At 62.6% G+C, this 21,166-nt stretch carries 21 protein-coding genes; 17 read left to right on the forward strand and 4 right to left on the reverse strand.

From position 1 onward, the window contains the following. The first annotated feature begins 178 nt into the window (after positions 1-178). From rimP to rbfA, 8 genes are read left to right on the forward strand one after another with little or no spacing between them, the layout of a single operon-like run. Positions 179-736, forward strand: a complete 558-nt coding sequence (gene rimP, locus BM173_RS11630) for a ribosome maturation protein RimP (RefSeq protein ID WP_090481854.1) — start codon at positions 179-181, stop codon at positions 734-736. After that, entirely contained in the window at positions 736-2,403 is a 1,668-nt protein-coding gene (nusA, locus tag BM173_RS11635) for a transcription termination factor NusA (protein ID WP_090481857.1), read from the forward strand. Before rimP ends, nusA begins: the two co-directional genes overlap by 1 nt. After that, the gene (locus BM173_RS11640; protein ID WP_090481860.1) at positions 2,384-3,133 is read left to right on the forward strand and encodes a DUF448 domain-containing protein; all 750 of its coding nucleotides are present in this window, start codon (positions 2,384-2,386) and stop codon (positions 3,131-3,133) included. Before nusA ends, BM173_RS11640 begins: the two co-directional genes overlap by 20 nt. Further along, complete coding sequence (gene infB / locus BM173_RS11645; RefSeq protein WP_090481863.1) at positions 3,130-5,646, forward strand: translation initiation factor IF-2; 2,517 nt, start codon at positions 3,130-3,132, stop codon at positions 5,644-5,646. The genes BM173_RS11640 and infB overlap by 4 nt, the downstream gene beginning before the upstream one ends. 14 nt (positions 5,647-5,660) lie before the next feature. Further along, positions 5,661-6,092 (forward strand): PaaI family thioesterase, encoded by a 432-nt coding sequence (locus BM173_RS11650; RefSeq protein WP_090481866.1) that lies wholly within the window; start codon positions 5,661-5,663, stop codon positions 6,090-6,092. Further along, the gene (locus tag BM173_RS11655; RefSeq protein WP_342741980.1) at positions 6,089-6,502 is read left to right on the forward strand and encodes a PaaI family thioesterase; all 414 of its coding nucleotides are present in this window, start codon (positions 6,089-6,091) and stop codon (positions 6,500-6,502) included. The genes BM173_RS11650 and BM173_RS11655 overlap by 4 nt, the downstream gene beginning before the upstream one ends. Continuing rightward, the gene (locus BM173_RS11660; protein ID WP_090481872.1) at positions 6,499-7,041 is read left to right on the forward strand and encodes a DUF1697 domain-containing protein; all 543 of its coding nucleotides are present in this window, start codon (positions 6,499-6,501) and stop codon (positions 7,039-7,041) included. The genes BM173_RS11655 and BM173_RS11660 overlap by 4 nt, the downstream gene beginning before the upstream one ends. Further along, positions 7,041-7,442 (forward strand): 30S ribosome-binding factor RbfA, encoded by a 402-nt coding sequence (rbfA, locus tag BM173_RS11665; protein WP_090481875.1) that lies wholly within the window; start codon positions 7,041-7,043, stop codon positions 7,440-7,442. Before BM173_RS11660 ends, rbfA begins: the two co-directional genes overlap by 1 nt. 3 nt (positions 7,443-7,445) lie before the next feature. Here rbfA and BM173_RS11670 read toward each other — a convergent pair whose 3' ends face one another. Further along, positions 7,446-9,077 carry an AbgT family transporter gene (locus tag BM173_RS11670; RefSeq protein WP_090481878.1) on the reverse strand — a complete coding sequence of 544 codons (1,632 nt, stop codon included), beginning with the start codon at positions 9,075-9,077 and terminating at the stop codon, positions 7,446-7,448. A gap of 102 nt (positions 9,078-9,179) precedes the next feature. Between BM173_RS11670 and BM173_RS11675 the strand changes: the two genes are divergently transcribed. From BM173_RS11675 to BM173_RS11705, 7 genes are all read left to right on the forward strand, one after another. Then, complete coding sequence (locus BM173_RS11675) at positions 9,180-9,758, forward strand: thymidine kinase (RefSeq protein WP_090481881.1); 579 nt, start codon at positions 9,180-9,182, stop codon at positions 9,756-9,758. A gap of 37 nt (positions 9,759-9,795) precedes the next feature. Next, complete coding sequence (locus BM173_RS11680) at positions 9,796-10,485, forward strand: site-2 protease family protein (protein WP_090481887.1); 690 nt, start codon at positions 9,796-9,798, stop codon at positions 10,483-10,485. After that, positions 10,485-11,483 carry a tRNA pseudouridine(55) synthase TruB gene (gene truB, locus BM173_RS11685; protein WP_090481890.1) on the forward strand — a complete coding sequence of 333 codons (999 nt, stop codon included), beginning with the start codon at positions 10,485-10,487 and terminating at the stop codon, positions 11,481-11,483. Before BM173_RS11680 ends, truB begins: the two co-directional genes overlap by 1 nt. Positions 11,484-11,490: 7 nt before the next feature. Then, positions 11,491-11,760, forward strand: coding sequence for a 30S ribosomal protein S15 (rpsO, locus tag BM173_RS11690; protein ID WP_090482753.1), 270 nt, complete (start codon positions 11,491-11,493; stop codon positions 11,758-11,760). Positions 11,761-11,942: 182 nt separating this feature from the next. Beyond that, the gene (pnp, locus tag BM173_RS11695) at positions 11,943-14,228 is read left to right on the forward strand and encodes a polyribonucleotide nucleotidyltransferase (protein ID WP_090481892.1); all 2,286 of its coding nucleotides are present in this window, start codon (positions 11,943-11,945) and stop codon (positions 14,226-14,228) included. Between the two features lie 181 nt (positions 14,229-14,409). After that, positions 14,410-15,471, forward strand: coding sequence for a class I SAM-dependent methyltransferase (locus BM173_RS11700; protein WP_090481896.1), 1,062 nt, complete (start codon positions 14,410-14,412; stop codon positions 15,469-15,471). 57 nt (positions 15,472-15,528) lie between these two features. Further along, positions 15,529-16,209: a spermidine synthase family protein gene (locus BM173_RS11705; RefSeq protein WP_090481899.1), complete on the forward strand. Its 681-nt coding sequence runs from the start codon at positions 15,529-15,531 to the stop codon at positions 16,207-16,209. Positions 16,210-16,223: 14 nt separating this feature from the next. Here the strand turns inward: BM173_RS11705 and BM173_RS11710 are convergent, their stop codons facing one another. Further along, the gene (locus tag BM173_RS11710) at positions 16,224-17,408 is read right to left on the reverse strand and encodes a GGDEF domain-containing protein (RefSeq protein WP_090481902.1); all 1,185 of its coding nucleotides are present in this window, start codon (positions 17,406-17,408) and stop codon (positions 16,224-16,226) included. 174 nt (positions 17,409-17,582) lie between these two features. Beyond that, entirely contained in the window at positions 17,583-18,260 is a 678-nt protein-coding gene (locus tag BM173_RS11715; RefSeq protein ID WP_090481905.1) for a GcrA family cell cycle regulator, read from the reverse strand. Between the two features lie 71 nt (positions 18,261-18,331). On the opposite strand from BM173_RS11715, the gene BM173_RS11720 reads away from it, so the two are divergent. Next, positions 18,332-19,234: an ABC transporter permease gene (locus tag BM173_RS11720; RefSeq protein WP_090481908.1), complete on the forward strand. Its 903-nt coding sequence runs from the start codon at positions 18,332-18,334 to the stop codon at positions 19,232-19,234. A 47-nt stretch (positions 19,235-19,281) separates the two neighbouring features. Beyond that, positions 19,282-20,379, forward strand: coding sequence for an FAD-dependent oxidoreductase (locus tag BM173_RS11725; protein WP_090481912.1), 1,098 nt, complete (start codon positions 19,282-19,284; stop codon positions 20,377-20,379). On the opposite strand, the gene BM173_RS11730 is transcribed toward BM173_RS11725, so the two are convergent. Beyond that, positions 20,369-21,157: a DUF1499 domain-containing protein gene (locus BM173_RS11730; protein WP_090481916.1), complete on the reverse strand. Its 789-nt coding sequence runs from the start codon at positions 21,155-21,157 to the stop codon at positions 20,369-20,371. The two genes, BM173_RS11725 and BM173_RS11730, sit on opposite strands and share 11 nt — an antisense overlap. Positions 21,158-21,166: the final 9 nt, after the last annotated feature.

Below are 21,166 nucleotides of genomic sequence, written 5' to 3' on the forward strand. Positions count from 1 at the left end.
TCAAAAAGGGGGAGGGGTCCGGTGTCATGCCGGACCCCTCTTCTTATTTCTTGCTTTTTGAGGGACTCGCACCTATCTCCCCTCGCATCCCGACATTGTCGCAACTTTGTAGGGCTGGCGCCGAAAGGGGCCGGCACCAAACCCCGTTGTCGCAATGCCAATCCGAACCGGAGTATGAATGGCCGATATCGACCGCTTGACCGAAGTCATCGAACCCGAAGCGAATGCGCTGGGTTTCGATCTCGTGCGCGTCAAGATGATGCCGTCCGAAGCCGGTGATGGCGGGATGGCATTGCAGATCATGGCCGAGGACCCGGCGACGGGCCAGCTGGTGATCGAACAATGCGCCGCGCTCTCGCGCCGCGTCTCCGACCGGATCGACGAGCTGGAAGAGCAGGGCGATGTATTGGTCGAAGGTGCCTATCACCTCGAAGTCAGTTCGCCCGGTATCGACCGTCCGCTGACCCGTCCCAAGGATTTCGCCAATTGGGCCGGACACGAAGCCAAGATCTCCATGGACAAGGGTTTCGACGGCCAGCGCACCTACAAGGGCGAATTGAAGGGCATCGAAGGCGATGAGGTTCTCATCGTGGATGCCAAGGCGGGAGAGGTACGTCTCGACCGTCACCAGATCCATTCGGCAAAGCTCGTCTTGACCGACGCGCTCATTGCCGCCACCCAGCCGCTCGATACGAGCGGTGCCGACGACATCGAAGAAGAAAAGGCAGACGACTGATGGCCAGTGCCATTTCCGCCAACAAGGCTGAACTCCTCGCGATTGCAAACGCCGTCGCATCGGAAAAGATGATCGACAAATCCATCGTGATCGAAGCGATGGAAGAGGCGATCCAGAAGTCTGCCCGCAACCGCTACGGTGCAGAAAACGATATCCGTGCAAAGCTCGACCCGCAGACCGGCGACCTTCGCCTGTGGCGTGTCGTCGAGGTCGTCGAAGAAGTGGAAGACTACTTCAAGCAGGTCGATCTCAAGGCTGCGCAGAAGCTGGAGAAGGACGCCAAGATCGGCGACTTCATCGTCGATCCGCTGCCCCCAGTCGATCTCGGCCGCATCGACGCGCAGTCGGCCAAGCAGGTGATCTTCCAGAAGGTCCGCGACGCCGAGCGTGAGCGTCAGTACGAAGAATTCAAGGATCGCGCAGGCGAAGTCATCACCGGCGTCATCAAGTCGGTCGAATTCGGCCACGTGATCGTCAATCTCGGCCGCGCCGAAGGCGTCATCCGCCGCGACCAGCAGATCCCGCGTGAAGCCGCCCGTGTCGGTGAGCGTGTGCGCGCGCTCATCACCAAGGTGGAACGCAACAATCGCGGCCCGCAGATCTTCCTCAGCCGTGCGCACCCCGATTTCATGCGCAAGCTGTTCGCGCAGGAAGTGCCCGAGATCTACGACGGCATCATCGAGATCAAGGCCGCTGCCCGCGATCCGGGCAGCCGCGCCAAGATCGGCGTCATCAGCCACGACAGCAGCATCGACCCCGTCGGTGCCTGTGTCGGTATGAAGGGTAGCCGCGTCCAGGCCGTCGTGCAGGAACTGCAGGGCGAGAAGATCGACATTATCCCGTGGAGCGATGACGGCGCGACCTTCATCGTGAACGCGCTCCAGCCGGCAACTGTCAGCCGCGTCGTGCTCGACGAGGAAGATGGTCGCATCGAAGTCGTCGTGCCCGACGACCAGCTTTCGCTGGCCATCGGCCGCCGCGGCCAGAACGTGCGTCTCGCCAGCCAGCTGACCGGCAACCAGATCGACATCATGACCGAGGAAGAAGCCTCGGAGAAGCGCCAGAAGGAATTCGCCGAGCGCTCGAACATGTTCGAAGCCGAACTGGACGTCGACGAAACGCTTTCGCAGCTGCTCGTCGCAGAAGGCTTCGCAGACCTGGAAGAAGTCGCTTACGTCGAGCTGGAAGAGCTCGCGAGCATCGAAGGCTTCGACGAGGAGCTGGCAGAAGAACTCCAGAACCGCGCCAAGGAAGCACTGGATCGCCAGGAAGCTGCGCACCGCGAGGCACGCCGCGAACTGGGTGTCGAAGACGACCTTGCCGAACTGCCGCACATGACCGAAGCGATGCTCGTCACGCTCGGCAAGGCAGGTCTCAAGACGCTCGACGATGTCGCCGATCTCGCGACCGACGAACTGATCGCCAAGCGGCGTGAGGCACCGCGTCGCCGGAACAACAATCCGGACGGCCCGCCGATGCGCCGCGATCGCCCCCAGCGCGAAGCCGACAAGGGCGGCGTGCTCGGCGAATATGGCCTGACCGAAGAGCAGGGCAACGAGATCATCATGGCTGCCCGCGCGCACTGGTTCGAAGACGAAGAGGAAGCTCCGGCTGCTGCCGAGACGACCGACACGCAGGAGGCCGCCGATGCGGACTCCACCCAATGAGCGCCTGAGCCCCGACATCGCTGAAGTCTCGCGGCCCCGTAAACCGGAGCCCGAGCGGCGCTGCGTGCTAACCGGAGAGACCGGTTCGCGCGATGCGCTGGTGCGCCTTGCCGTCTCGCCTTCGGGCCTTGTCCTGCCTGACGCGCAGGAGAAAGCGCCGGGGCGCGGGGCCTGGGTATGCAGCGACCGTGCCGCGATCGAAGAGGCGTTTGCGAACGGCAAGTTGAAAAGCGGGCTGTCGCGCGCATTCAAGACGGGCGATCTCGAGATTCCGGAAAATCTGCCCGCGAAGATAGAAGATGCCCTGACCCGTGTATTTCTCGACCGACTGGGTCTCGAAATGCGCGTCGGAGCGCTTATCTTGGGTACGCAACGCATTGCCGAGACCGCCCGTAACGGAGGTGTGGCACTGTTGCTGCATGCCAGCGATGCGAGCGAGGACGGACGCAAGAAGCTGGACCAGGCCTGGCGCGTCGGCAGCGATGCCGAAGGGTCGGGAATGCGAGGGTGGACACTCCCACTGGACCGTGACGCACTGTCTGTGGCATTGGGCCGCGACAATGTCGTCCATTTCGCTTTGGCCGACGATGCATCGGCCGCAAGGATACGCAAACCCTTGATGCGCCTCATGCATTACCAGGGGCTCACTATCCCGGCCGACGATGGGCGTGCCTCTACGCGCGCCGAAGACGATACGAACGATACGCAGAAGAGAAACGAGCAAGAATGAGCGACGAAGAGAAAAAACCTGCCCGCAAGCCGCTGACCCTGAAGGGTGCTCAGCCGGGCGAGGTCAAGCAGACCTTCAGCCACGGCCGCACCAACAAGGTTGCGGTCGAGGTGAAGCGCCGCCGCAAGCTCGTCAAACCCGGCGAGGCGGCCCCTGCCCCCGCGCCAGCACCGGCTCCCGAACCGGAATCCGCTCCTGCGCCCGCTCCCGCGCCCACAGCGAAGAAGCCTGCGCCCAAGAAGCCCGCTGCCGATGCGGAAACGCCGCAGGAACGCGTCGCTCGCCTCCAGCGCGAGGCCGAGGAAGAGCGCCTGAAGCTGGCGGAAGAAGCGCGCAAGCGTGAAGAGCAGCAGGCGAAGAAGGCTGCCGAAGACGAGAAAAAGCGCGCCGAAGACAACCGCAAGGCCGAGGAAGAAGCGGCCAAGCAGGCGAAGAAGGCTGCCAAGGAAGCTCCGGCCGAGGCCACAGCGGAAGAGGCTGCGCCTTCCGAAGAAGCCGCGGAAGCAACCCCGACCCCGGCTGCGCGCAAGTTCACGCCCGTGAAGCGTCCGGAAATCAAGAAGCCGGAACGCAAGAAGAAGGACGAAAAGCCCGCGCGCACCGCAGAAAAGCCGGACAAGCGCCGTTCGGGCAAGCTTTCCGTCAACAAGGCGCTCAATGAGGACGAAGGCCGCCGTGCGCGCAGCCTCGCCGCGCTCAAGCGTGCGCGTGAAAAGGAACGCCGCTTGCAGGGTGGCGGTTCGAACAAGCCGCGCGAAAAGCAGGTCCGCGACGTGGTCGTGCCCGAAGCGATTACCGTCGGCGAGCTGGCCAAGCGCATGGGCGAGAAGGGTGCCGACCTCGTGAAGGAGCTCTTCAATCTCGACATGATGGTCACCGTCAACCAGACGATCGACCAGGATACGGCGGAACTGCTCGTCGAACAGTTCGGTCATAATATCCAGAAGGTGTCGGAAGCCGATGTCGACATCGCAGCCGAAGAGGATGTCGATCCGGAAGAAACGCTGAAGCCGCGTCCTCCGGTCGTCACCATCATGGGCCATGTCGACCACGGCAAGACCAGCCTGCTCGACGCGCTTCGCGGCGCAAACGTAGTAAAGGGCGAAGCTGGCGGCATTACGCAGCACATCGGCAGCTACCAAGTGAAGACCAAGGGTGGTGACGAGATCACCTTCCTCGATACACCGGGCCACGCCGCTTTCACCGAAATGCGCCAGCGCGGTGCCAATGTGACCGATATCGTGGTTCTGGTGGTCGCTGCCGATGACGGCATCATGCCGCAGACGATCGAGGCCATCAATCACACCAAGGCTGCGGGCGTCCCGATGATCGTGGCGATCAACAAGATGGACAAGCCGGAAGCCAATCCGGACAACATCCGCAATCGCCTGCTCGAACATGAAGTCATCGTCGAGAAACTGTCCGGCGATGTGCAGGACGTGGAAATCTCCGCCAAGGAGAAGACCGGTCTCGACGAACTGCTCGAGAAGATCGCGCTGCAGGCCGAACTGCTCGAACTGAAGGCGAACCCCGACCGCATGGCGGAAGCCACCGTCATCGAGGCCCAGCTCGACAAGGGCCGCGGCCCGGTCGCGACCGTGCTCATCACGCGCGGTACGCTGGAGCGTGGCAACACCTTCGTTGTCGGTACGGAAAGTGGCCGTGTGCGTGCGATCGTCAATGACCAGGGCAAGCAGATCAAGAAGGCCGGTCCTTCGATGCCTGTCGAAGTCCTGGGTCTCGGCGGCGTGCCGAGCGCAGGCGACGTGCTGACCGTGGTCGAGAACGAACAGCGTGCGCGTGAAGTGGCCGAATATCGTCAGGAAAAGGCCACCGAGAAGCGCACCGCGCTTGCTCCGACGAGCTTCGACACGATGTTCAACAACCTCGCTGCGAATGTCATCGAATTCCCCGTATTGGTGAAGGCCGATGTGCAGGGTTCGGTCGAGGCTATCACGACTGCGCTGCACAACCTTTCCAACGACGAGATCAAGGTCCGCGTCCTGCATGCAGGCGTAGGCGCGATCACGGAAAGCGACGTGTCGCTCGCAGCTGCCTCGAATGCGCCGATCATCGGCTTCAACGTGCGTCCGAATGCGAAGGCGCGTGAACTGGTGAAGCGCGATGGCGTGGAGATGAAGTACTATGACGTCATCTACCACCTGACCGAGGAGATCGCGAAGGAGATGGCAGGCGAGCTTGGTCCGGAGCGGATCGAGAACGTCGTCGGCCGTGCCGCAGTCAAGGAAGTGTTCCGCTCGGGCAAGAAGGACAAGGCCGCAGGCCTGCTGGTCGAGGAAGGCGTCATCCGCAAGGGGCTGCACGCACGCCTTACGCGCGACGACGTCATCGTCTCGGCCACCACCATCGCCTCGCTGCGCCGTTTCAAGGACGACGTGGACGAAGTCCGCGCCGGTCTCGAATGCGGTGTGGTCCTTGCCGACACCAACGACATCCAGCCGGGCGACCAGCTCGAGGTGTTCGAGGTCGAGGAGCGTGAACGCACGCTGTGAAGGAGTGCGAGTGAATGGCTAGGATTTACGAAGGCCAGCGCTCGCCCTCTGCCGAGCTGATGGGATCCGAGTTCGTCTCTTTCGATGAAGAGAGGGGCGAACTTACCACGCGCTTTACCCCGCCGCCGAGCTTCGCGTCCCCGCGGGGCGCGGTGCAGGGCGGACTGATCGCGGGGTTCCTGGACGAGGTCATGGGGGGCGCACTGCTCGCCGTGACTGAGGCGAAGTTCGGGGAAGAAGGCATTCGCCTGCCGCTTAATCTCGATATGAATTTGACCTTCCTGCGCATGGTCCCCCTGGAAACCATTACGGCCAAGGGGCGGGTGGTAAAGGCAGGCAAACGCGTCGCCTATCTTGAGGGCGAGCTGCTCGATAGCGAGGGACAAGTCCTGGCGCGGGCCACATCCACTGCGCTTCCGACACCCCTGCCGGGACGCGAGACGTGAGCGAAAGACAGCATAATCGGGACGCCGCCCATGCAGACCTGATGGGCGTCGAGTTCGATAGCTTCGATGCGCAGCGTGAGGAAATCACGCTCCGCTTCACTGCACCCGACAGCTTCATCACGCCGCGCGGCACCGTGCAGGGCGGACTGGTCGCGGGCTTCCTCGACGAAGTCATGGGCTGGGCGCATGTCTGGGCTACCGACCACGTGGAAGCGCCGCTTAATCTCGACATTACCATGACGCTGATCCGGCCCGTGATGGCAGGTCCGCTGGTCGGCAAGGGACGAGTGATCAAGCGCGGTCGCCGTGTGATCTATCTCGAAGGCGAGTTGTTCGACGACGCAGGCAACCTGCTCGCGCGTTCGACCAGCACGGCGATCCCTACACCGCGCCCCGGCAGCGAGGCATGAGCACGCGCCTTGCACTGCTCGGCAGCATCAACATCGGCGGCAACCGCATCAAGATGGCGGACTTGCGCGATCGCATGAGCGCCCGTGATTTCGGTGAAGTCGAAACTGTGGCAGCCAGCGGGAACGTCATCCTGAGAAGCGACGAAGACGAAGAGGTGCTTCGTGGCAGGATTGCCCGATTGATCGAGGAAGAATTCGGGATCACCGGCTTCGTTGTCGTGCGGACAGTCGAAGAGGTTCGCTCTGCCATCGATGACAATCCGTTTCACGGCGAAGGATCGGACACGATGGTGCACACCATCTTCCTGCCGCAGCAACCTGTGGCGGGTGGTTTCGAGGCATTGCTCGAAGCGCACCGAGATCGCGGGGCGGAACGGCTCGCGCTGGGTGACCGTGTGCTCTATCTGGATTATGTGGATGGGGTCGGTGTTTCCGATCTCACCGGCCGTTTTATCGAGAAGCGGCTCGGCTGCCGAGGCACGGCACGGAACATGACCTCGCTCAAACGCATTCTGGCAAAAATGGAAGAGTTCGCCTGATGGCCAAGCACCAGCATTCGACACCCGAACAGCAATCCGTTCGCGTCCTCAAGGTCGGCGAGCGGGTGCGGCATATCCTGTCCGAACTGCTCGCACGGGGCGAAGCGCATGACGACGTGCTGCGCGCATCGAACATCGCCGTGACCGAGGTGCGGATGACGCCGGACCTCAGGAATGCGAAGGCTTACGTGAAGCCCTTGCTCGGCCAGGACGAGACGGCCGTGTTGAAGGCATTGCGCACGAACACGGCGTTCTTCCAGAAGGAAGTGGCCAAGCGCCTCGGCCTCAAATTCGCGCCCAAGCTTTCTTTCCAGCCCGATGAAAGCTTCGACGAGGCGGACCGGATCGAGCAACTCCTGTCCGACCCCAAGGTCGCGCGCGACCTCGGGGACGAAGAGTAAGCCCTACTGCATGATTGCCGGGGCCGCCGCCGAGGGTAGGGTGTAGCCGACCGGTGCATCGGGCCCAAGCGGAATGCCGAGATAGAACCAGCCCACGATCAGCAGGACGCCTGAGATCAGCAGCCATACCGAATAGGGCAGCATCATCGCGGTCAGGCTGCCGAGGCCGAAGTCTTTCACCCAGCGCTGGGCGAAAACCAGGATCAGCGGGAAATAGACCATTAGCGGCGTGATGATGTTCGTCGCGCTGTCGCCCACGCGGTAGGCCGCCGTCGCACCTTCAGGGCTGATGCCGAGCAGCATGAGCATCGGAACGAGGATCGGGGCGAGCAGCGCCCATTTCGCACTGGCCGAACCGACGAAGAGGTTCAGCAGGCCCGCGAAGATCACCATGAGGCCGAGGACGAGCGGCAGGGGCAGGCCCGTGCTCTCGATCCCCGCAGCGCCGTGGACGGCGGTGATGAGGCCAAGGTTGGACCAGCCGAACATTGCAACGAAGTGCGCGGCAGCGAAAGCTAGGACGAGGTAATAGCCCATGTCCTTCATGCTTTCCGCCATCATGTTCACGAGATCGCGGTGGTCCTTGATCGTGCCCGCAGCGCGGCCATAGGCCCAGCCGGTCAGCAGGAAGAGCAGGAAGAAGCCTGCCACGAGCGACTGGTACAGCGGACGCAGTTCCGTGTGGATCGAACAATCGGCTGCCGGAATGCCCTCGCAAGCGGCCTCGTCGACCAGCGGGGTGCCGGGGGCAAAGACCATCAGCACCCACAGGCCAAACACGAACAGCGCGGCGAGACCTGCTGCGCGAAGGCCCTTGCTGGCCTTTTCCCCGTCGACTTCGACGGGCGCATCGTCATTCGCACCCGCAACCGCGCCCTTGGTCCAGGCGCCCAGGCGCGGTTCGATGACCTTGTCGGTCACGTACCAGATGATCGGGAGATAAAGCACCGTCATCGCCACGATGAAGTACCAGTTACCGGCGATGTTGGCCGTCCATGTCGGGTCGAGCGCGCTGGCGCCGACGGCTTCTTCCGTAATACCGAACAGCAGCGCGTCGAGCTGGCCGGGGGAGACATTGGCGGAGAAACCTCCCGAAACCCCGGCAAAGGCCGCAGCGATCCCGGCAAGGGGATGGCGCCCGGCAGCCGCAAACAGGATGCCTGCCAGAGGGATAAGGACGACATAGCCCGCGTCGGCGGCGTGATTGCCGATCATCGCGACCAGAGCCACCACCGGGGTCAGCAGGGACTTTGGAGCGCTCTTCACCGCTTTCGACATGCCCGCAGCGAAGAAGCCGGAGCGTTCGGCAACGCCTGCGCCAAGCATGACGACCAAGACATAACCGAGCGGATGGAAGTGCGTGAATGTCGCGGGCATTTCCACCCAGAGCCGCTGGATGTTCTCCGGCGACAACAGGCTCACCGCCTCGATGACCAGCGCGCCGCCCGTATTCTCGTCCAGCGCGGTCGGGTGCTGGGCGGAAACGCCGCTCAATGCCGCGATCACCGATATGACGACCAGCGCGATGATCAGGTAGAAGAAGATGAAAACCGGATCGGGCAGTTTGTTGCCCGTTCGCTCTACCCATCCCAGGATGCCTGTCTGCGTATTGGGTGCGGTGCTCGCCTCTGCCATCGAAATCCCTGTCGCTAATCTTTTCGTCGCGGTCGGGGTGTCATCCCCAATCCTGTCTGACGGTCTCCTTAACAGCTGTGGGCGGGCGCGCTAGAGCAGGCCATGGCCAAGCTGTATTTCTATTTTGCCAGTATGAATGCGGGGAAGAGCTCGACCTTGCTCCAGACCGCCTTCAACTACGGCGAACGCGGGATGAAGGTATCGCTATGGACCGCCGCGCTCGACGACCGGCCCGGTTTCGGAGCAATCTCCAGTCGTATCGGCCTCGCCAGCGATGCCAACCGCTTCGAGCAGCAAACCGACATCGCGGCGCACGTCCTGGCCGAACATGCCGAAACGCCGCTCGCCTGTGTGCTGGTGGACGAGGCGCAATTCCTCACCCCCGACCAGGTCTGGCAATTGGCGAAACTGGCCGACGAGGCAGGCATTCCCGTTCTTTGCTACGGCCTGCGCACTGACTTCCAGGGCGAGCTGTTTCCCGGCTCCGCTACGCTGCTCGGTATTGCGGACAAGCTGGTCGAGATGAAGGCGGTCTGCGATTGCGGACGCAAGGCGACGATGAACCTGCGGGTCGATGAAAACGGCAAGGCAGTGAGCGAGGGCGCTCAGACCGAAATTGGCGGCAACGACCGCTACGTTGCCATGTGCCGCAAGCATTTTTCGCAGGCGCTGGGGCAATAGGGGTGCGCAGGCGCGCTCTGCACCCTATCTTGGTTCGATGACGGAAACACTCATTCTCGCGGCGATCCTGATCCCGTGCCTGATAATCGCTATCGTGTTTCACGAGGTTGCCCATGGATGGGCGGCACTGGCACTGGGGGATCCCACCGCCAAGGAAAAACGCAGGCTTTCCTTCAACCCGGTTCGCCATGTCGATCCGGTCGGGACATTGCTTGTTCCCGGTGCGCTGGCGCTGTTCGGCGGGCCTGTTTTCGGTTGGGCCAAGCCTGTACCGGTGAACCCCCGCCGCCTCGACAATCCGCGCTACGGGATGATGGCTGTCGCAGCAGCCGGGCCGGGGATGAACATTGCCCTCGCTTTCCTCGCTGCGATAATCGTCGGCATTGCCGCGGCTTTCGCGACCAATTGGGGATCGTCATTGCCGGAATGGGCGCTGACCGCCTTCACCTACTTCATTCTCATCAACACCTTCCTTGCCCTGTTCAACCTCCTGCCAATCCCGCCTTTCGACGGCTCGCACATCCTTGGCGGCCTTTTGCCGCGTAAATGGGCGAGGCACTGGCAGAAGCTCCAGGCGCTGGGCATGACGCTGATATTCGTGATCATCGCTGCCGCCTGGATATTTCCCGATGCGCGGTGGATCGAGAGGACAATCTGGCCACCGGTCATGTGGATCATGGAATTCTTCGTGGGCATCGCACAGTCGGTCGAACTGGCGCTGTCCTGATGAGCGCTGCAAAACCCGCTCCGCACGGCTGGATCGTGCTCGACAAGCCGCGCGGGCTTGGTTCGACGCAGGCCGTGGGCATGGTCAAGCGCGTGCTTCGTCAGGGCGGCTATGCCAAGACCAAGGTCGGCCACGGCGGCACGCTCGATCCGCTGGCAGAGGGCGTATTGCCGATCGCGCTCGGCGAGGCGACCAAGCTGGCCGGTCGGATGCTCGATGCCAGCAAGATCTACGAGTTCACCATCCAGTTCGGCGAAGAAACCGACACGCTCGACACCGAAGGCGAGGTGATCCAGCGCAGCGACCGCCGCCCGCCCATGGCCGCAATCGCTGCGGTGCTCGAACATTTTACCGGAGAGATCGAACAGATCCCGCCGAAATATTCCGCCCTCAAGATCGACGGCAAGCGCGCCTACGACCTCGCCCGTGCCGGGGAAGAGGTAGAGATGAAGACGCGCCGCGTCACGATCCACAGCCTGACCATGGCCGGAGAGCGCGAGGATCCGGAACTGAAGTCCGCTTTCCAGACCAGCGCAGGGCGTCCCGACCCCTACGATGTGGCTGCCCCGCTCGAACTGGCTGATGCAATGACGCTGACTGCGCATGTGTCCAAAGGGACATATATCCGCTCTCTTGCACGGGACATCGCGCGTGCGCTTGGAAGTGTCGGTCACGTCACCTATCTCAGGCGCGTCAAGGCGGGTCCCTTCCATGAAAATCAGGCGATTTCGCTGGACAAGCTGGAGGAAATCGCTAAGGGCGCGCCTCTTGAACACCTACTCCTGCCGCTAGAGGCGGGGCTGGACGACATCCCGGCTCTATCCCTCGATCCCGACAGCGCGCAGGCGGTCCGCCAGGGCCGGGTATTGTCGGACCTGCCCCACACCGACGGGCTCTATTTCGCGAAGCTGGAGGATACTCCCGTTGCGCTGGTGGAACTCATCGGAGGGACGGCCACGGTCGTCCGGGGCTTCAACCTACCGGATGTCGCGGAGTAGAATGAATATGACGATTACCGCCGAGAAGAAGCAAGAGATCATCAAGGACAACGCGCAGGCAGACGGCGACACCGGTTCGCCCGAAGTACAGGTCGCGATCCTGACCGAACGTATCCGCAACCTGACGGATCACTTCAAGGCCAACCACAAGGACAACCACTCGCGTCGCGGCCTTCTGATGATGGTCAACAAGCGCCGTAACCTCCTCGCCTATCTCAAGAAGAAGGATGTGGAGCGTTACAACGCCCTGATCGCGAAGCTGGGACTTCGTAAGTAAGAGTTTCGAGGAGGGCGGCTCGGCAAGGGTCGCCCTTCTTCGCATTTGGCCTCCTGCGCAATCCGGCACAGGAGCTTCAATGAGGCAGTACATGACGCCTCGCACCGGACCGGGACGGTATACCCGGCACAAGTAGGCCCCGCTCCGCAATATGGCGGCCCGCGGGTTCATAAGGAAAATACATGTTCGACAAGAAAACCGTATCGATTGAATGGGGCGGAAAAACCCTCACTCTCGAAACCGGTCAGATCGCCCGTCAGGCTGACGGCGCCGTTCTGGCCACCTATGGCGAAACCGTGGTGCTGTGCGCCGTGACCGCCGCCAAGAGTGTACGCGAAGGGCAGGACTTCTTCCCGCTGACCGTCCACTACCAGGAAAAATTCTCCGCCGCGGGCCGTATCCCGGGTGGATTCTTCAAGCGCGAAGGCCGCGCGACGGAGAAGGAAACGCTGACTTCCCGCCTGATCGACCGCCCCGTGCGTCCGCTCTTCCCGGAAGGCTTCTACAACGAAATCAACGTCATCGCCCAGGTCCTGTCCTATGACGGCGAAACCGAACCCGATATCGTTGCGATGATCGCCGCTTCGGCTGCGCTGACCATTTCGGGCGTGCCCTTCATGGGCCCGATCGGCGCTGCACGCGTCGGTTTCTCGAACGATGGCGAATACATCCTCAACCCGAGCCTGGACGATGCGCTTGGCGAAGACGGTCGTCTCGACCTCGTCGTCGCTGCGACGCAGGACGCGGTGATGATGGTGGAATCCGAAGCCAAGGAACTGACCGAAGAGGAAATGCTCGGCGCCGTCATGTTCGCGCATGAGGAAAGCCGCAAGGTCATCGGTGCGATCATCGACCTCGCTGAACAGGCTGCTAAGGACCCGTGGGAAATCGACACTTCGGACGATACCTCGGCAATCAAGGAAAAGCTGCGCGGCATCGTCGGCGACGACATCGCTGCTGCGTACAAGCTGACCAACAAGTCGCAGCGTTCGGACGCGCTCAACGCCGCCCGCGAAAAGGCCAAGGAAGCCTTCGCCGACGAAGAACCGCAGACGCAGATGGTCGCCAACAAGGCGGTCAAGAAGCTGGAATCGGAAATCGTTCGCGGGGCCATCCTCAAGGATGGCCAGCGCATCGACGGCCGCAAGCTGAACGAAGTTCGCCCGATCGAGGCGATGGTCGGCCTCCTGCCCCGTACCCACGGTTCGGCTCTGTTCACGCGCGGTGAAACGCAGGCGATCTGCACCACCACGCTTGGCACCAAGGATGCCGAGCAGATGATCGACGGCCTCGAAGGCCTGTCGTACAACCACTTCATGCTGCACTATAACTTCCCGCCCTATTCGGTCGGCGAAGTGGGTCGCTTCGGCTTCACCAGCCGCCGCGAAACCGGTCACGGCAAGCTCGCATGGCGCGCGCTGCACCCGGTCCTGCCCGATCATGAAGATTTCCCGTACACCATCCGCATCCTGTCGGACATCACCGAATCCAACGGCTCGTCCTCGATGGCGACCGTGTGCGGCGGCTGTCTGTCGATGATGGACGCCGGTGTGCCGATCGAACGCCCGGTTTCGGGTATCGCGATGGGCCTCATCCTCGAAGGCGACGACTTCGCCGTCCTGTCGGACATCCTGGGTGACGAAGATCACCTCGGCGACATGGACTTCAAGGTTGCCGGTTCGGAGAAGGGCATCACCTCGCTCCAGATGGACATCAAGGTCGCCGGCATCACGCAGGAGATCATGAAGACCGCACTGGCGCAGGCCAGCGAAGGTCGCGCGCACATCCTGGGCGAAATGCAGAAGGCCCTGGGTTCGGCTCGTGGTGAAGTGTCCAAGCACGCTCCGCGTATCGAAACGATGCAGATCGACAAGTCGAAGATCCGCGACGTTATCGGCACGGGCGGCAAGGTCATCCGCGAAATCGTCGCAGAGACCGGTGCCAAGGTCGACATCGACGATGAGGGCGTGATCAAGATCAGCTCCTCCAACGCCGACGAGATCGAAGCCGCGAAGAAGTGGATCGAAGGCATCGTCGAAGAGGCGGAAGTCGGTAAGATCTACACCGGCAAGGTCGTCAACATCGTCGACTTCGGCGCATTCGTGAACTTCATGGGCGGCAAGGACGGTCTCGTCCACGTCAGCGAGATGAAGAACGAACGCGTGGAAAAGCCGACCGACGTCGTGTCGGAAGGCCAAGAAGTTAAGGTCAAGGTCCTCGAGATCGACAACCGCGGCAAGGTTCGCCTGTCGATGCGCGTCGTCGACCAGGAAACCGGTGAAGAGCTGGAAGACACCCGCCCGCCGCGCGAACCGCGCGGTGACCGTGGCCCGCGTGGCGGCGGTGGCGGTCGTGGCGGCGATCGTCGTGGCGGCCGTGGTGGCCCACGTCGCGATCGCGGCGATCGGGACGGCGGAAACAAGGACGGTGGCGGTGAAGCCCACGTCCCTGACTTCCTCAAGGACTGATCCGCTACCAGCCGATTGAAGAGGGGCCGCGGGGAAACCTGCGGCCCTTTTTCGTGTGCCGATGGGATGTGCTATCGTCAGGTCAGGATGGCGCCGCAGCACAACGCGCGAGTCGCCCCTCCAAAAACCACAGGTCGCATCGGAGACGCCGGGTCGCTTAACCGCATGAGGGAGAGCGAAGATGAGCGAACAGAGCGATATGGCGAAGGTTGAGGAACTGGCCGGCAAGGTGATCGGCGATGTGGCCGGCGCGCTTAGCCTGTACATGGCTTACCTGGGCGACCAGACCGGCGTTTTCGAGGCACTCGATGAAATGGGCCGCGTAAGCGTGGCTGAACTCGCCGAACACACCGGCATGAACGAGAAATACCTGCACCAGTGGCTCGGTTCGGTCAGCGCGGCGGGCTACGTCAATTTCCATCGTGAAGACGAGACCTTCTCGATCAGCCCGGAACAGGCGCTGATTTTCTCGCGCGAAGGGCAGCCAGCCTGCATGCAGGGTTTCATCCAGGCGGTCGTCTCGCAATACGAGAGCCACGAAAAGGCGGTGAAGACGTTCAAGAGCGGCAAGGGCCGCCCGTGGAGCGACCAGAGCGAATGCTGCTTCTGCGGCACCGACCGTTTCTTCCGCCCCGGCTATGCCGCCAATCTTACCAGCGAATGGATACCAGCCCTCGACGGGGTCGAAGAAAAGCTGAAGGCCGGCGCGAAGATCGCCGATATCGGCTGCGGGCACGGATCATCGGCGATACTGATGGCCCAGGCCTATCCGAAGTCGACGGTCCATGGATACGACTTCCACGAGCCATCTATCGAGGAAGCCAAGCGCAAGGCGAAGGCCGCCGGCGTCGACAATGTGCAGTTCGAAGTTGCCTCTGCGCAGGATTATCCGGGCGAGGATTACGATTTCGCCTGCATCTTCGATGCTTTGCACGACATGGGGGACCCGGTCGGCGCATCGCGCCATATTCGCGAGACGTTGAAAGACGACGGCACCTTCATGCTGGTGGAGCCGATGGCCGGCGACAGCATGGCCGAGAACATGCATCCTCTGGGCCAGATATTCTACGCCTTCTCGACCACGGTCTGCACGCCCGCCTCGCTCGCTCAGGATGTCGGCCTCGGGCTTGGCGCGCAGGCGGGACAGCAACGCCTGACCGAAGTGCTGGAGGAAGCGGGCTTTCAAAAGGTACGCCGCGCATCGGAAACGCCGACCAACATGGTCCTCGAAGTCACCGGCTAGCTATCGCAGGCGAGGCTAAGCCGCTATCGGGGCGGTCAACACCTGCTGGAGATCCCGATGCTGCCGCGCAAAACCGTCGCCACTGCCGAAGTGCCCAATGGAGAAACGCTGACCCTGATCAGTCATGGTCGCGACTTCATCATCATGGTCGGGCGCGACGAACTGATGGGCACACGCATGCAGTTCAGCGAAGAACAGCTGGCAGAGCTGACCCTTGCCGAACTCGATCATGCCAATCCGCGCGTGCTGATCGGTGGCTATGGCATGGGCTTCACCTTCCGCAAGGCGCTGGAGAAGGCGAGCGAGGGCGCCGAGATCGTCGTGGCGGAAGTCGTGCCGGAAATCCTCGAATGGGCGCAGGGTCCGCTCGCGGAATTGACGGGAGACACGCTGTCCGACCCGCGCGGGGACGTGGTCCTGTGCGATGTCGCAGCGCTAATCGACGATGCAAATGACGGGAGCTGTGACAAGTGGGATGCGATCTTGCTGGATGTCGACAACGGGCCCGACGGCATCGTGCGCGATGGCAACCAGCGGCTTTATTCTACAACGGGGCTTGGGAAGGCTCGAGACGCCCTACGGCCCGGCGGCATTCTCGCGGTCTGGTCGGCGGCGCCAGATTACAAGTTCACCCGCAGGCTCAAGGAAGCGGGCTTCGAAGTGGAGGAGCGCCGCGTGAGGGCTCGCCCGAATAACAAGGGGCCGCACCACATAATCTGGTTCGCCCGCAAACGCTAGGCGGCGCCAGTGCTTCAAGCGACCTGAGTAAGAGGGGCGCTATCCGACTGGAATTCTGCGATCGAAACGCTGCGGTCGCGGCCTGCTTCCTTCGCGGCGTACAAAGCCTTGTCGGCGCGGTTCATGGCCACCGACAATGCATCGGTTCGCGAAAGAGCGGTCAGGCCGGCACTTGCCGTGACCGGCAGGTTCATGTCCGGAACGGCCGCCCTGACAGCCTGCGTAATGCGCTGGCGGGCTTTCTCGGCCGTGTTCTCCCAATCGTCGGAATAGATGAGGATGATGAATTCCTCACCGCCAAGGCGCGCGGCGAAGACGTCGTCGGACCGTAGCGCCTGTGCTGCTGCCACAAGTACGCGATCGCCGACTTCGTGACCGAAGGTGTCATTGACGCGCTTGAAGTGATCGCAATCGATGATCGCCAGCCCCGAGGGGTGGCGCGCGGTATCGAAAGCGAAATGCTGTTCGAGACCACGGCGATTGGCGATATTCGTCAGGGGATCGATCAGCATCATCTGCTCGGCTGCCTCGATGTTGGCCAGCGCACGGTCGCGTTCGAGCTTCACGCGGCCGAATCCGTTCATGATCCCCAGGAAGGTGATGATCAGGTCGAAGGACAGCGCGCCCAGCACCAGGCGCGGCCAGTGCGGGATGGTTGTGCGGGCGAAGAATTCATACGCAAAGGCGCACAGACCGAGCAGGACGAGCGGGCCCCACACGATCGCCTGGATCTTTGCAACGCGGCTGTTCCGGCGGATGGCCGCAAACAGGCTGTTGCCGAGCAGGAAGGTCGCGGCAAGCAGGGCGAAATCGTGCAATTGGTGGAAAATGGGCCAGCTTCCGCCCAGCAGGGTCGCTCCTGCAGCGAAGATGCCGAGTGGCAGGATGTACCAAAGATGCCGGCGATGGTGCGCCAGATCGATATGCTGTTCCACGTAGGTGGCAAAGAACGGTCCGGTGCATGCGACGCCGAGCGCAAGCGCCACTTCGCCGAGGGCCCGGTTATCCAGTCCCGCAAACAGGCTCTCGCCAGGGCCGAACGAGAGCAGCGTAATGGTCATCGCTGCGAAACAGGCGATGCGGAGCGAACACCACAAGAGATAACTGCGTTGGACAAAGGGATAGAGGGCCAGCGAGGTTACGCTGACCACTATCGCTATTCCCATAAAGGCGCCGAATGACGCGCTTGCCCAATCCATGACGATCCTTGTCCTCGAACGTGCCCATTAACATAGGACACGCTCTCCTTTTCGCAGGAAGAGGTGACAGGGTGGTCAATCGATATGGTTTAAGCCGAGGAAAGATTTCGCGAAAAATGGCGGATTTCTACCATTCTTCGCGAAATTCAGCTCTTTAGACTTTGGCTAACCCGCTTAGCGGACGCGCGGGCCGCCAAATGGAAGAGGCGGAGGGGGACGGCGTGCACCACGGGGCAGCTGTGCCTGGTAGGCCCGCCCGCAATGCTCGACGCAATAGGGGAAGCCGGGGTTCACCGCTTCGCCGCAGAAGTGGAAATCGGGTTCGCCCGGATGACCCATGGGCCAGCGGCAGACCTTGTCGGACAGGTCCAGCAGGCTGGTCTTGTCCGCGATCGACGGATCGGGTTTTGCAGGAACCAGTCGGCGCGGCGGCGCGGGCGGGATCGGCGGCTGCTGGTCGCCGGGACCCTGGCGCAGGAAGCCGCCTGGTCCGACCGAAACGATCTTGGGCAGGTCGGGCGTCTTGTTGGGCAGCGGCTGCGAAGGCGTTGCGTCCGCACGTGCGGCAGTGGCAGCAGGCTTGGGAGCCGGTGCGGGCGCTGCAGGCTTGGCCGGTTTCGCAGCCGCCCGCGGTGCAGCCTTCTTCGGCGCAGGCTTGGGAGCCGGCTTGGCAGCTTTTTTCTTCTCGCCGCTCTTTACGGGAGAGGGCCGGGATTTGAGGCCGAGGCGGTGCGCCTTGCCGATTACCGCGTTGCGACTGACGCCGCCGAGTTCCTCTGCGATCTGGCTGGCGGTGGAGCCGCCTTCCCACATCTTCTTCAGCGTCGCGATCCGTTCGTCGGTCCAGCTCATACCTAATCCGTATTCCTTACATGGCCCGACGTAGCTTGCCAGCCGGGATGCTTGGCCCTAGGCGCACGCCCATGGCCGATCAAGTCCAACCCGCCACTCCCGCCGTGCCGCAAGGCGATGCTTCGTTCACCGAGAATAATGCCGGGAGGAAGGGTCGTTTTCCCGCTCGCGGAGAACCGGTGATTACCGGGATCAACCGCATCGGGTTATGGAGTCTCTATATTAAGGAGGTTCGGCGTTTTCTCAAGGTCCAGACGCAGACGATCTGGGCTCCGGGCGTATCGACCTTCCTCTTTCTGGTGATTTTCACCGTCGCGATGGGCCGCGAGGGGCGTGAAGTGCTGGGCGTGAACTTCGCCACCTTCGTTGCGCCGGGCCTCATCGTCATGGGCATGATGCAGAATGCCTTCGCCAATTCCAGCTTCTCGCTCCTGTCGGGCAAGATCCAGGGCACGATCATCGACCTCCTCATGCCGCCCCTGTCGGAAAGCGAACTGATGGGCGGCATCGTCGCAGCCGCCGTAACCCGCGCGATCTTCGTCGGCGGTGCGGTCGCGCTGGCCATGGCATTCTATCCCGGTGTCGATTTGTCGCTGGCACACCCTTGGGCGGTCGTCTGGTTCGGCCTCATGGGCGCCGTCATGCTGTCGCTGCTCGGTCTGCTCGCATCGATCTGGGCGGAAAAGTTCGACCACAACGCTGCCGTCAGCAATTTCGTGATCGCCCCGCTCAGCCTGCTGTCGGGCACATTCTACCTGATCGACAACCTCGCGCCCGTGTTCCAGACGATCAGCCGCCTCAACCCGTTCTTCTACGTGATCAGCGGCTTCCGCTTCGGCTTCCTCGGCAAGAGCGACATCGGCGATACCAACGAAGCAGTGGTGAACGGAGCGATCGGCCTTGGCATATTCAACCTGCTGCTCGCCTTTGCGGTCTATCGGGTACTCAAGTCGGGCTGGAAAATCCGCAACTGAACGATGCCGCAGTTCCGCTAACGGGCGATTGGCGGTAGACCGCCGGAATGAGCGGCAAAACCCTTTTGCTGATTGGCGCCGGACACGCGCACCTCGGCGTCATCGACGATATTCGCAAGAACGGTTTGCCCTGCGAGAGGGTGGTCATCGTCGAGCCGCGCAAGGCGATGCACTATTCCGGCATGATCCCCGGCTGGCTGGCGGGGGAGTACCGCGCGAGCGAAGCGATGATTCCTCTGCAACCGCTGGTCGAAGAGGCCGGGATCGAATGGATCCAAGCCTCGGCGGTGGGCATCGGCGCTTCGGGGCGGTCGGTCCTGCTGGACGATGGCACACAGATCGCCTTCGACATCTGCTCGATCGCGACCGGCGGTTCGGGCCGGGCAAGCGAGGTGCTGGGCGATGATCCGCGCCTCCTCGATATTCGTCCCATCGATCGGTTTGTCGACCGCTGGCGCGACCTGCGCGATAGCGCTGCAACGCCGCGCCGTATTGCTGTCGTGGGCGGCGGGGCAGGCGGGCTGGAGCTTGCTTTCGGCTTCGCCAATGCGCCCATGCCGAAGAAGACGCGCGTTACCCTGATTGCCGGCAAGGGCGGGCTGTTACCCGATCACGCAGCATCCGTGCAGCGCAAGGCGCGGACAGAATTGGCCGCGCAGGGCATCAGGCTGATCGAAGCCGACGCCTCCTTCGAGGAGCAGGGCCTTTGTGTTCCCGGGCATGAGTTGAAGCCGCCGGAACTGGTCGTCGCCGCGATCGGCAGCGGAGCGCCGGACTGGCCGCGGGAAAGCGGGCTGGCTGTCGACGAGGACGGCTTCATCGAGGTCGACCGTTACCAGCGCTCCGGCAGCCACCCTCCTATCTTCGCGGCCGGCGACGTCGCGCGCCGCACCGACCGGCGACTGCCGCATTCGGGCGTCCATGCAGTCTATGCGGGACCGGTGCTTGCGGACAACCTGCGCCGCGCCATGAACGGGCAGGCACCGACGAACACCTATCGCGGCAGGGGAATGGATTTCTACCTGTTCAATACGGGTCGCGGAGAGGCCATCGTAAGCTACGGACAAATTGCGCTGAAGGGTCGCTGGTTGCGCAAGCTCAAGGACTGGCTGGACCGGCGCTGGATCGACCGGTTCACTCGCTGAGGCGGCTCTCGATCGCTTCCGACAATTCGCGCAGGCGCGCTGCGTTGTAGCCAAGGTCCGACAGGCCGACGCGGCTGACCGAGCGCAGGTCGATCTCGCCATCGCGCACGCGGGCGACCACATCGTCCTTGAACCCGAACAGGAAGGTTTCCGCCACGCCTTCGACCCGTCCGCCGTCGACATCGCTGGTCACATCAAAAAGCCCGATATCTTCCATGGCGAGCGAGACTGCGACCATCGCATCGCTTGCATCGCCCGAATAGGGAATCGTGGCGAGGTCGGGGTAGCTTTCGGCGATGATCTGTGCGTGCGATTGCGTAGCGAGCGGACTGTCCATATCGCTCCAGGCGTCCAATTCGCCGAGCGGTGTGGCATAATCGTTGAGTGGATTGGCCGATACCTGGGCCCGTTTTTCGCGGGTCCATTCCGTGAACTGCGGCGGATCGCTGACGTCGGTGGCGACGTCGTGGATCGGTGGAACGCTTTCGGCGGTGGATGCGACCGAAGCGAGGCCCCCCATCAAGGCGGCGGGAATGGAGAGCGCGAGGGCGGCCTTCCACCACTGGCCGCGCGGGCCTTTCCAGAGAATCGCGACAAGTGCGATGACGGCCACCAGCGCCGTGATGCCGATCAGGATCGGTCCCCACTCCCGCACCATCGTGCCCAATGCAAAGCGCCAGTCGATCAGCCCGAACTTCGGTCCGAAGACGGCAGCGGCAAACCACAGGACCAGCCCTACGGCCAGCCAGAGGGCGGTTTTCGGCAGCTTCGCAATCATCGCATTTTC

It is taken from the genome of Qipengyuania nanhaisediminis (assembly GCF_900115585.1).
Classification (GTDB): Bacteria; Pseudomonadota; Alphaproteobacteria; order Sphingomonadales; family Sphingomonadaceae; genus Qipengyuania; species Qipengyuania nanhaisediminis.

Coding starts and splice junctions, on each gene's coding strand:
- rimP (WP_090481854.1), top strand. CDS start 179: ATGGCCGATATCGACCGCTTGACCGAAGTCATCGAACCCGAAGCGAAT.
- nusA (WP_090481857.1), top strand. CDS start 736: ATGGCCAGTGCCATTTCCGCCAACAAGGCTGAACTCCTCGCGATTGCA.
- BM173_RS11640 (WP_090481860.1), top strand. CDS start 2,384: ATGCGGACTCCACCCAATGAGCGCCTGAGCCCCGACATCGCTGAAGTC.
- infB (WP_090481863.1), top strand. CDS start 3,130: ATGAGCGACGAAGAGAAAAAACCTGCCCGCAAGCCGCTGACCCTGAAG.
- BM173_RS11650 (WP_090481866.1), top strand. CDS start 5,661: ATGGCTAGGATTTACGAAGGCCAGCGCTCGCCCTCTGCCGAGCTGATG.
- BM173_RS11660 (WP_090481872.1), top strand. CDS start 6,499: ATGAGCACGCGCCTTGCACTGCTCGGCAGCATCAACATCGGCGGCAAC.
- rbfA (WP_090481875.1), top strand. CDS start 7,041: ATGGCCAAGCACCAGCATTCGACACCCGAACAGCAATCCGTTCGCGTC.
- BM173_RS11670 (WP_090481878.1), bottom strand. CDS start 9,077: ATGGCAGAGGCGAGCACCGCACCCAATACGCAGACAGGCATCCTGGGA.
- BM173_RS11675 (WP_090481881.1), top strand. CDS start 9,180: ATGGCCAAGCTGTATTTCTATTTTGCCAGTATGAATGCGGGGAAGAGC.
- BM173_RS11680 (WP_090481887.1), top strand. CDS start 9,796: ATGACGGAAACACTCATTCTCGCGGCGATCCTGATCCCGTGCCTGATA.
- truB (WP_090481890.1), top strand. CDS start 10,485: ATGAGCGCTGCAAAACCCGCTCCGCACGGCTGGATCGTGCTCGACAAG.
- rpsO (WP_090482753.1), top strand. CDS start 11,491: ATGACGATTACCGCCGAGAAGAAGCAAGAGATCATCAAGGACAACGCG.
- pnp (WP_090481892.1), top strand. CDS start 11,943: ATGTTCGACAAGAAAACCGTATCGATTGAATGGGGCGGAAAAACCCTC.
- BM173_RS11700 (WP_090481896.1), top strand. CDS start 14,410: ATGAGCGAACAGAGCGATATGGCGAAGGTTGAGGAACTGGCCGGCAAG.
- BM173_RS11705 (WP_090481899.1), top strand. CDS start 15,529: ATGCTGCCGCGCAAAACCGTCGCCACTGCCGAAGTGCCCAATGGAGAA.
- BM173_RS11710 (WP_090481902.1), bottom strand. CDS start 17,408: ATGGATTGGGCAAGCGCGTCATTCGGCGCCTTTATGGGAATAGCGATA.
- BM173_RS11715 (WP_090481905.1), bottom strand. CDS start 18,260: ATGAGCTGGACCGACGAACGGATCGCGACGCTGAAGAAGATGTGGGAA.
- BM173_RS11720 (WP_090481908.1), top strand. CDS start 18,332: ATGGCCGATCAAGTCCAACCCGCCACTCCCGCCGTGCCGCAAGGCGAT.
- BM173_RS11725 (WP_090481912.1), top strand. CDS start 19,282: ATGAGCGGCAAAACCCTTTTGCTGATTGGCGCCGGACACGCGCACCTC.
- BM173_RS11730 (WP_090481916.1), bottom strand. CDS start 21,157: ATGATTGCGAAGCTGCCGAAAACCGCCCTCTGGCTGGCCGTAGGGCTG.